This window comes from Coprococcus sp. AM97-35 (assembly GCF_027697525.1).
GTDB lineage: Bacteria > Bacillota > Clostridia > Lachnospirales > Lachnospiraceae > Allocoprococcus > Allocoprococcus comes.
Genome location: NZ_JAQESL010000033.1, coordinates 16,684 through 27,144 on the forward strand (window position 1 = coordinate 16,684; position 10,461 = coordinate 27,144).

Sequence of the window (10,461 nt, forward strand, 5' to 3'; positions counted from 1 at the left end):
ATAAGATTTTTATGGCGTCAGTCACATTGAATCTTCTTCTTTGCAGTCCCCGTTGACAGTGAAAGTTAAAACCCGTATAATGAATTATAAGATTGACATGATGTGGAGGGCTTAATTCTATGATTATTGCAAAGAATGATGAAGATAAAAGAAGCCGTGTGTGGAACTATGTGACAGGAATTACGACCGTTCTGATCATTATCGTGGCTGGATATTTCATTTACCAGGGATTTTTCGGAAATCCGCTGGAAGGAAAATGGAAGCATGATGAGAGTGATATGATACTGGAAGTAGATGACCATAATGAAGCAGAGCTTGACTGGAAGAAGCTGATTGATGGTAAGGATGTGGATGTGGAACTTGGATATACACTGGATATCAAGGCAAAGCAGATTACATTTACTGTAAAGCAGGAAGAGCTGGATGAGACAGCGAAAGAACTTGGTGATAATGTAACTGCATCAGAAGTAGAGCAGGCGATCAATTCTGTACTCACTACATTCAATTACAGTGTGGACGGAACCGAGCTTACACTTACCGAGTGGGATTATGGGGACCAGATAATTTTTGAAAAAGCAGACAAATAAAGAGAACCCTCTCTCTGTGGGCACGAAAGTCCGCAGGCAGAGGGTTTTGTGTGAGAACAGGAGGTTAAAAGCAGATGACAAGGAAGGAGACAAAAGTAATAAATATCGGAGGAAGAAAGATCGGCGGAGGCAATCCGGTAGCGATCCAGTCCATGACAAATACAAAGACAGAGGACGTGGAAACTACAGTTGCACAGATTCTTGCTCTGGAAAAGGCAGGATGCGAGATTATCCGCTGTGCAGTTCCGAATATGGAAGCAGCACAGGCTTTACAAGAGATTAAGAAACAAATCCATATTCCACTGGTTGCAGATATACATTTTGATTATCGTCTTGCGATCGCTGCAATTGAAAACGGTGCAGATAAAATCCGTATCAATCCGGGGAATATCGGAAGTGAGGACAGAGTCCGTGCGGTTGTGGAGAAAGCAAAAGAATACGAGATTCCGATCCGTGTCGGGGTGAACAGTGGTTCGTTGGAGAAGAACCTTCTGGAAAAATATGGTGGCGTGACTGCAGAGGGAATCGTGGAAAGTGCACTTGACAAGGTACACATGATTGAGAACATGGGCTATGACAATCTGGTGGTCAGTATTAAGTCTTCAGATGTCATGATGTGTGTAAAAGCGCATGAGCTGATCGCAAAGGAATGCCCGTATCCGTTGCATGTGGGAATCACCGAGTCCGGGACGCTGCTTTCAGGCAATATTAAATCTTCAGTAGGACTTGGAATCATCCTTTATCAGGGAATCGGAGATACGATTCGTGTATCGCTGACAGGGGATCCATTAGAAGAGATCAAGAGTGCAAAACTGATCCTGAAAGCACTGGGACTTAGAAAAGGAGGAATTGAAGTTGTATCCTGCCCGACCTGTGGACGTACCAAGATTGATCTGATCGGACTTGCCAATAAAGTAGAGACGATGGTTGCTGAATATCCGCTTGATATCAAGGTTGCAGTGATGGGATGCGTGGTAAATGGTCCTGGAGAAGCAAGAGAGGCTGATCTTGGAATCGCAGGGGGAATTGGGGAAGGACTTCTGATCAAAAAAGGAGAGATCATCCGCAAGGTAAAAGAGGATGAACTTTTAGATGCACTTCGTAATGAACTGGAACATTGGGGCGAATAGAAGATGACAAAGCTATTTTTTGATGTGTTTCCAACATTGAATATCGATAACGACAGCCATATGTTGTTTGAAAAGGTGGAGGTGACGAAAATCACCTCCACTTCAGCCAGAAATCATATCAAGGTTTATATTTACAGTACCCATCTGATCCCGAAGAAAACGGTATGTTATGTGGAGAACCAGATTGAGGAACAGCTGTTTTCGCAGGGAAATATTCCGGTGACGATCATCGAGGAATACCGGCTTTCCGAGCAGTATACGCCGGAGAACCTGATGCATGTCTACAAGGAGAGTATTCTTTTTGAGCTGGAGCAGAAAAGTGTGCTGGAGAAAAATATGTTCCAGAAGGCAAAGTGCCGCTTCGAAGGGGAGCATACTATGTGTCTGACTATGGCGGACACGATTGTTGCAGAGGGAAAGACCAGCGAGATCACCAGCTATCTGAAGGATGTCTTTGAGAACCGTTTCCACGTGCCGGTGGATGTAGAAATTGATTATGAAGAAGTAGGAGAGAGCAAATACAAGAAATTCAATGAAATGCAGCTTCAGCAGGAAGTAGATGCGATCAGGGAAAGGAATCAGAAGCTGCAGGCACAGCATGCCACGGAAGAGGCGGCAAAAGCAAAAGAAACGGAAGGCGTATCAAAGAAGAAAGCGGAAAAAGCAGAAGATGCCGCTAAAGAAGCAGATGCATCAAGTACGCAGAATAAACAGGAACAGAAGAAACCGGAGACTCCGAAAAAGCAGGAATTTGCAGGAAAGTCCAGTGGGTTCAAAAGTGGCAAGGGAAGCTTTGTGCGTCGGGATTATCCGCTCAAGCGCTCCGATGACCCGAACGTAATCTATGGACGGGACTTTGACGACATGCCGATCGAGCTGAAGACAGTTACCGGAGAGATGGGTGAGATTACTTTCCGGGGACAGGTGATCAGCTTTGATACCCGTGAGATCCGGAACGAAAAGACAATCGTCATGTTTGCCGTGACCGACTTTACCGACACGATCATGGTCAAGATGTTTACCCGCAATGACCAGCTCCCGGATCTGCTTGCGGAGATTAAAAAAGGTGTATTTCTGAAAATCAAAGGAGTTACGACGATTGATAAATTTGATGGAGAGCTGACCATTGGTTCTGTAACCGGAATCCGCAAAACTTCGGATTTCCGTGTAACAAGAAAAGACAAGTATCCGGAAAAACGCGTGGAGCTTCACTGCCATACCAAGATGAGCGATATGGATGGTGTTTCCGAGGCAAGAGATCTGGTAAAGCGAGCACATGACTGGGGGCACCCGGCGATTGCGATCACCGATCATGGTGTGGTGCAGGGGTTTACCGATGCCAATCATGTGATCGAGGATCTGGATAAAGATGATCCATTTAAAGTTATTTATGGAGTGGAAGGATATCTGGTAGATGATCTGACTAAGATCGCAGAGAACGAAAAGGGACAGGACCTGGAAGGCTCTTACGTGGTATTCGATATCGAGACAACCGGTTTTTCCGCTGTGACTGAGCGGATCATCGAGATTGGCGCGGTAAAAGTGGAAGACGGGAAGATCACAGATAAGTTCAGTACCTTTGTCAATCCGAAACGTCCGATCCCGTTCCGTATCACGGAACTTACCGGCATCACTGATGAGATGGTCATCGGTTCGCCGGATATTGAGACGATCTTGCCGCAGTTTATAGAATTTATTGGCGATGCGGTTCTGGTGGCGCATAATGCTTCTTTTGATGTGGGATTTATCGAGCAGAACTGCAAAAGGCAGAAGATTGAGGCTGATTTTACTTATGTAGATACCGTTGCACTTGCCCGTGTCCTTCTTCCGGCACTGAACCGTTTCAAGCTGGATACCGTTGCAAAAGCTTTAAATATTTCCCTGGAGAATCATCACCGCGCAGTTGATGATGCAGGCTGCACGGCAGAAATCTTTGTGAAATTTGTGCAGATGCTCAAAGAACGGGAACTGACAACGCTTGCAAAAGTTAATGAATTTGGGGATCTGAACCCGGATTCTATTAAAAAGCTTCCGACTTATCATGTCATTATTCTTGCAAGAAATGACATTGGTCGTGTGAATTTGTATCAGCTTGTTTCTGCATCCCATCTGGTTTACTATAACCGCAGACCCCGTATCCCGAAAAGTGTGTTAAATGAGCACCGGGAAGGTCTGATCGTGGGAAGTGCCTGCGAAGCCGGAGAGCTTTACCGTGCACTTCTGGATGGAAAGCCGGATGAGACGATCGCGAAGATCGTGGATTTTTATGACTATCTGGAAATCCAGCCGCTTGGAAACAATGCATTTATGGTAGAGAGTGACAAAGTAACTTCGGTCAATTCTATGGAAGATATCATGGATCTGAACCGGAAGATCGTGCATCTTGGGGAGCAGTTCCACAAACCGGTTGTGGGAACCTGTGACGTACATTTCATGGATCCGGAAGATGAGGTATACCGCCGGATCATCATGGCAGGAAAAGGATTTGGAGATGCCGATAAGCAGGCACCACTATACCTTCGTACAACGGAGGAAATGCTGGATGAATTTGCCTACCTTGGTTCGGAAAAAGCGTATGAAGTTGTGATCAGGAACACCAATTTGATCGCGGATATGATCGAGAAGATTTCTCCGGTCCGCCCGGATAAGTGTCCTCCGGTTATTGAGAATTCCGACCAGATGCTGCGAGATATCTGTTATAATAAAGCCCATTCTATGTACGGGGATCCCCTTCCGGAGATCGTACATGAACGACTGGAAAGGGAACTGAATTCCATCATTTCCAATGGATTTGCGGTTATGTATATCATTGCGCAGAAGCTGGTATGGAAATCCAACGAGGATGGTTACCTGGTAGGATCCCGTGGTTCGGTAGGATCTTCATTCGTTGCAACTATGGCAGGAATTACGGAGGTCAATCCTCTGGTTCCACATTACTATTGTAGCAATTGTCACTATAGTGATTTTGATTCGGAAGAAGTGAAAAAATATGTGGGTGGCTGTGGACACGATATGCCGGATAAGAACTGTCCGGTCTGTGGACAGAAGCTGGTCAAAGACGGATTTGACATTCCATTTGAGACTTTCCTTGGATTCAAGGGAAACAAAGAGCCGGATATCGACCTGAACTTCTCCGGAGATTACCAGAGTAAAGCGCATAAGTATACGGAGGTTATTTTCGGAAAAGGTCAGACCTTCCGTGCCGGAACCATTGCCGCACTTGCAGAAAAGACGGCTTATGGATATGTGAAGAATTATTATGAGGAGCGTGGTGACCGTAAGCGAAACTGCGAGATCGATCGTATCGTAGCTGGCTGTACCGGAATCCGCCGAAGTACCGGACAGCATCCGGGGGGAATCGTAGTTCTTCCGCATGGAGAGGACATTAACTCTTTCACTCCAATCCAGCATCCGGCAAATGATATGACGACCGATATTATCACCACTCATTTTGATTATCATTCCATCGACCACAACCTTTTGAAACTGGATATTCTCGGACACGATGATCCGACCATGATCAAAACGCTGGAAGAGCTGATCAATTCCGATGCGATGGACAATAAATACGATGGAGTGAATAATGTATTTAAAGCGACTGATATTCCATTGGATGATCCAGGTGTAATGGGACTTTTTGCAGGAACAGAGGTGCTTGGTATCACACCGGAGGACATTGACGGATGTCCGCTTGGTTGTCTGGGAGTCCCGGAGTTTGGTACAGATTTTGTTATCCAGATGGTAATTGATACCAAGCCAAAGACGCTTTCGGACCTGATCCGTATTTCAGGTCTGTCTCATGGAACAGATGTGTGGCTGAACAATGCACAGACCCTGATTGAAGAAGGAAAGGCAACCATTTCCACGGCAATCTGTACCCGTGATGATATCATGACTTATCTGATCAACAAAGGTGTTGAAAGTGAAGAATCCTTCACAATCATGGAACGTGTGCGTAAAGGAACCGTCGCAAAAGGAAAATGTAAAGAGTGGTCACAGTTTAAAAAAGATATGCTGGAGCATGACGTGCCGGAATGGTATATCTGGTCCTGTGAGCGGATCAAATACATGTTCCCGAAAGCCCATGCTGCAGCTTATGTCATGATGGCATACCGGATTGCCTACTGCAAGATCAATTATCCGCTTGCCTATTATGCGGCATACTTCGGAATCCGTGCATCTGCATTCTCTTACGAACTGATGGGACAGGGAAAAGAAAAACTTCTCTACCATATGAAAGAATATAAAAGAAGAGCAGAACTCAATCAACTCAGTAAAAAAGATCAGGATACCTTAAAAGATATGAAAAATGTACTGGAAATGTATGCCAGAGGATTCGATTTTTTACCGATCGATATCTACAAATCCAAAGCATCCAAGTTCCAGATCGTCGGCGACAAGCTCCTTCCACCGTTCAACACCATTGACGGCATGGGCGATAAAGCCGCCGAGGCTATGGAAATTGCCGCTAAAGACGGACCATACCTCTCTAAAGACGATTTCCGTCAGAGAACAAAAGTCAGCAAGACATTGGTTGACTTGATGGCAGATATGGGTTTGCTGGGCGACCTCCCGGAGACCAATCAGTTATCCCTGTTTGATTTTGCCTAAATAAAAAGTCAAAGTACTTAAAGATAAGTTATCATTCAATATAACTTAAAAAAGTGCTTTGGCTTTTTTGAATATAAGAGAAAAGTATAAATTTGCATTTGGTTAGGTTAAACAAAGCCTTTTGCTGCATTTTGCCAGTAACGTAGAAGCCAGAGTTCTGTTCCGACTATATCCATTTTCAATTCCGTTGAGTGCAATGGAGATGAAACACAAGTCGGAACTCTGGCACCACCGATTCCACACCCATAAAAATGCACAAAATCATCCCTATTTTTTTGGTAGTTATTTATGACTGAAAATGATTGACTTTGACCGAAAAAGACGATATATTAAAACTAAAGATGAATGAAAAAGAAAACAAATAATTGAAAATGACTGAAATATAAAATACAATTGAATAAATCAGTCATAACCAGTCGAAATGGAGGTGAGATAAGTGCTTGCAGAAGAAAGATTCAGTGAAATTCTGAAATTAGTGAATGAACACAAGACAATCACTGTTCAGGAACTGACCGAGCTTCTGGATATGTCAGAGTCAACGATACGAAGAGATCTGACAACACTTCATAAAAAAGGAAAGCTGATCAAGGTACATGGTGGTGCAACCGCAGTCAATATGGCGCAGTACACCAGAGACGAATCTGTTGCAGTCAGACAGGATCTGAACATTGATGAAAAGGTGCAGATCGGAAAGTATGCATCATCTCTGATTGAAAAAGATGATTTCGTCTATATCGATGCCGGAACGACCACGGATTTCCTGATTGATTTCCTGACAGAGCAGGACGCTGTGTATGTGACAAACGGAATCATGCATGCGAAGAAGCTGACACAGAAAGGATGTATAGTTTATCTGATCGGTGGGGAATTAAAAGAAGCAACGCTGGCACTGGTCGGAGAGGAAGCAATGAAAACCCTGGGAAGATACCATTTCACAAAAGGATTCTTCGGAACCAATGGGATTCATATAGAGAGTGGATGCACCACACCAGATATCCGGGAGGCTGCGATCAAAGAGATGGCGATCTTAAGAAGCGCAAAGGCTTACATCCTTGCAGATTCAACCAAATTCGGTCAGGTAGCACCGGTAACATTTTCAGAACTGGATGCAGTGGACATCATTACAACAAAGCTTAAGGATGCTACATTTAACAAATATAAAAATATTGTGGAGGTTGCAAAATAATGATTTACACAGTGACATTTAACCCGTCTTTGGACTATGTGGTACAGGCAGATCAGCTGATCCCGGGAGAGATCAACCGGACAACAAGCGAACATATCTATCCGGGAGGAAAAGGAAACAACGTATCTGTGATCCTTTCCAATCTGGGACTTAAGAGCAAAGCGCTTGGATTCAAGGCAGGATTTACCGGAGATGTACTGGAAAAGATGCTGGAAGAGTTCGGATGTGAGACAGATTTTATCCCGTTAAAAGAAGGTAATAGCCGAATCAATGTAAAGATCAATGCAGGAACTGAGACTGAGATCAACGGACAGGGACCGGTTATCACAGAAGAAGCAATCCAGGCATTATATGAAAAGTTGGATAAGCTGGAAGAAGGCGATGTACTGATCCTTGCAGGAAGTATTCCGAATACTCTGCCGGAAGATATTTATGAGAGAATCCTGGAGAGACTTTCCGGAAAAGAAATCCGTTTTGTAGTGGATGCAACCAAGGATCTTCTTTTAAAAGTTATGAAATATCATCCGTTTCTGATCAAACCGAACAACCATGAGTTAGGTGAGATGTTTAACGTAGAACTGAAGAGAAAAGAAGACATCATCATTCATGCGAAGAAGTTACAGGCACTTGGAGCACAGCATGTACTGGTATCCATGGCAGGTGACGGAGCGATCCTTGTGACAAAGGATGGAAAAGTCTATGAGACCATGCCTCCGAAAGGAAAGGTTGTCAATTCTGTTGGCGCAGGTGATTCTATGGTGGCAGGATTTATTACCGGATATCTGAATACAAAAGATATGGAAAAAGCATTCCGCCTGGGTGTGGCGGCAGGAAGCGCTTCGGCATTCTGTTCGTGGCTCGCTACAAGAGATGAGATTGTTGCACTTCTTGGAGAACCGGCAGAAGTGTACCATATATAAAATCAAATGGGAGGAATGACAAGATGAAGATTACAGACTTACTCAAAAAGCAAAGTATTTGCCTCGATGGCAAGGCAGACTCCAAAGAGCAGGTCATCCGTGAAATGGTCGATCTGATGGCAGAAGGCGGGAACATCAATGACATTGACACCTATCGTGAAACCGTCTTTAAACGAGAAGAAGAAGGAACTACAGGAATTGGTGAAGGCATTGCAATCCCGCATGGCAAGACTGAAGCGGTAAGCGCACCGGGACTTGCAGCCATGGTACTTCCGGAGGGTGTAGATTACGATTCTCTGGACGGAGAACCGGCATACCTTATTTTCCTGATCGCAGCACCGAATACAGAGGACAATGTACATCTGGAAGTACTCAGTCGTCTGTCCATGCTTCTGATGGATGAGGATTTCAGAAACAAGCTGCTTCATGCAAAGGATGTTGATGAATTTCTTGCTTATGTTGATGCAGCCGAGAAAGAAAAATTCCCGGAAGAAGCAGAAGAAAAAGCAGAAGCTCCGGCGGATGCATCTGCAAAACCGTATCAGATCCTCGCAGTTACCGCATGCCCGACCGGTATCGCCCATACTTACATGGCGGCGGAAGGTCTGGAAAAGAAAGCGAAAGAAATGGGAGTTACCATCAAGGTAGAAACAAACGGATCTGGTGGTGCCAAGAACGTACTAACACCGGAAGAAATCGCTGCCTGTGACTGTATCATCATTGCAGCCGACAAGGATGTCGCAATGGCAAGATTTGATGGCAAGCCGCTGATCAGTACAAAGGTATCTGACGGAATCAACAAAGCACAGGAGCTGATCGAACGTGCCTTGAGTGGAAATGCTCCAGTTTATCACAGCAAGGGTGGAGCAACAGAAGAGGGTGGTGCGTCATCTGACGGAGATACCATCGGACGCAAGATTTATAAGAGCCTGATGAATGGAGTATCCCATATGCTTCCGTTCGTAATCGGCGGTGGAATCCTGATCGCACTTTCTTTTCTGGTTGACGGTGCAAATGCAGGTACAGCAGCATTTGGTAGTGGAACTCCACTTGCAAAATTCTTCAACACCGTTGGAAGTACAGCGTTTGGGATGATGTTCCCGATCCTTGCCGGTTATATTGCAATGGCAATTGGTGACAGACCGGCATTGATGCCTGGTATTGTAGGCGGACTTCTTGCAAAAGCCGGAACTTCTGTATTCCTTGCAGAAGACGCATGGATTTCATCCGGATTCTTCGGTGCACTGATCGCCGGATTTGCAGCAGGATACTTGATGATCGGATTGAAGAAATTGTTTGACAAGCTTCCGAAAACTCTGGAAGGGACAAAACCGGTTCTTCTGTATCCATTCTTTGGGATTCTGATCATGGCAGCATTTATGATCTTTATCGTAAACCCACCGGTTGGAGCATTTAACACCTGGCTGAATAATGTCCTTTCCGGAATGGGAGAATCCAGCAAGATGCTTCTGGGAGCGGTTCTTGCAGGTATGATGTCCATTGATTTTGGCGGACCGTTCAACAAAGCGGCATATGTATTTGGAACGGCATCCATCGCAAGTGGACAGTTTGATATTATGGCATCTGTTATGATCGGAGGTATGGTTCCACCGATTGCAATCGCACTTGCCACCACATTTTTTAAAAACCGTTTCACAAAGAGTGAACAGCAGACAAGTATCACAAACTACATCATGGGACTTTCTTTTATCACAGAAGGAGCCATTCCATTTGCAGCATCTGATCCGCTTCGAATCATTCCGCCATGTATAGTTGGTTCTGCAATAGCAGGCGCATTATCCATGATGTTTGGATGCGGATCAAGAGCTCCGCATGGAGGAATTTTTGTCATCGGAATTATTGACAATCCATTGATGTTTTTGATAGCATTGGTTGTAGGAGCTGTCGTAGCAATGGCGGGAATTGTATTACTCAAAAAGCCATTGAAAGCAGAGTAGTAACTTATTAATTTTCTAAATATTTTTTAAAGAACAGGAGTGTTGAATCATGAAAGAATTTAAGTATGT

Annotated in this window: 6 protein-coding genes; all 6 read left to right on the forward strand. The window is 44.5% G+C overall.

Annotated features, from left to right (window positions below; genetic code table 11):
• The first annotated feature begins 119 nt into the window (after positions 1-119).
• The 6 genes from PG840_RS15010 to PG840_RS15035 all read left to right on the forward strand — a co-directional run bounded on the left by PG840_RS15010 (position 120) and on the right by PG840_RS15035 (position 10,392).
• Positions 120-587, forward strand: a complete 468-nt coding sequence (locus tag PG840_RS15010; protein ID WP_270613820.1) for a hypothetical protein — start codon at positions 120-122, stop codon at positions 585-587.
• A gap of 74 nt (positions 588-661) precedes the next feature.
• Complete coding sequence (gene ispG / locus PG840_RS15015) at positions 662-1,717, forward strand: flavodoxin-dependent (E)-4-hydroxy-3-methylbut-2-enyl-diphosphate synthase (protein ID WP_270613821.1); 1,056 nt, start codon at positions 662-664, stop codon at positions 1,715-1,717.
• A gap of 3 nt (positions 1,718-1,720) precedes the next feature.
• Positions 1,721-6,328 (forward strand): PolC-type DNA polymerase III, encoded by a 4,608-nt coding sequence (locus tag PG840_RS15020; RefSeq protein WP_270613822.1) that lies wholly within the window; start codon positions 1,721-1,723, stop codon positions 6,326-6,328.
• A gap of 436 nt (positions 6,329-6,764) precedes the next feature.
• Positions 6,765-7,514 carry a DeoR/GlpR family DNA-binding transcription regulator gene (locus PG840_RS15025; RefSeq protein ID WP_008369518.1) on the forward strand — a complete coding sequence of 250 codons (750 nt, stop codon included), beginning with the start codon at positions 6,765-6,767 and terminating at the stop codon, positions 7,512-7,514.
• Positions 7,514-8,434, forward strand: coding sequence for a 1-phosphofructokinase (pfkB, locus tag PG840_RS15030; RefSeq protein WP_195368460.1), 921 nt, complete (start codon positions 7,514-7,516; stop codon positions 8,432-8,434). The genes PG840_RS15025 and pfkB overlap by 1 nt, the downstream gene beginning before the upstream one ends.
• A 23-nt stretch (positions 8,435-8,457) precedes the next feature.
• A complete protein-coding gene (locus tag PG840_RS15035) occupies positions 8,458-10,392 on the forward strand; it encodes a PTS fructose transporter subunit IIABC (RefSeq protein ID WP_270613823.1) in 1,935 nt (644 codons plus the stop codon).
• Positions 10,393-10,461 lie beyond the last annotated feature (69 nt).